Raw genomic sequence first — 538 nt, 5'->3', positions numbered from 1 at the left:
GAATGTGAAACTTAGTCCGAAAATTTTGCGAATTACTTAACAGCTCAAAATTGATTATATTGATTGCATATCACCACCTGCGTAGTTTTTTATCGAGGATAAAAAAGTAAATTAGGTTGGTAGGGTGAATTTAAAAAGTTTTACGAGAAAAGTGTCTTCAACGAGGGACCACCGGCTGCTGGCCGAAGCAATATTCGATCAATTAGAGAACCTCTTTTCCCCCCACGCGATCGCCATTTTTGAAGACCCTTTAACCAATCCTCGTTGTTCTGTGAGTTTTTCTCGCGGAGAGCTTTACCCTATTCAAAAGTACCCTGAGATTTTCTGGGATTGGGCCTGCCAATTTGATACATCCGAAAGCATTATTCCTCTGGCGATTAACACTTGTAACTGGAATCACACCCAAGATTTAGGTGGTGACAGCTACATAATGATGCTCGACAACACGCCAATAAAACGCACCTATTTACTTATCCAATCTGTCCAAGCTCGCACCGCACACAATATTTACGAAGAAAGCTACGACGCACTGCAGCTT

At 41.6% G+C, this 538-nt stretch carries 1 pseudogene; it reads left to right on the top strand.

The window, feature by feature from the left end:
• Positions 1–178: 178 nt before the first annotated feature.
• Positions 179–538: pseudogene (locus tag R7Q09_RS27895) on the top strand (GGDEF domain-containing protein); the annotation flags it as partial.

It is taken from the genome of Vibrio sp. 2130-1, from assembly GCF_033339515.1.
The sequence above is the reverse complement of the archived record's forward strand: the minus strand, read 5'-3'. Positions and strand labels throughout refer to the sequence as shown.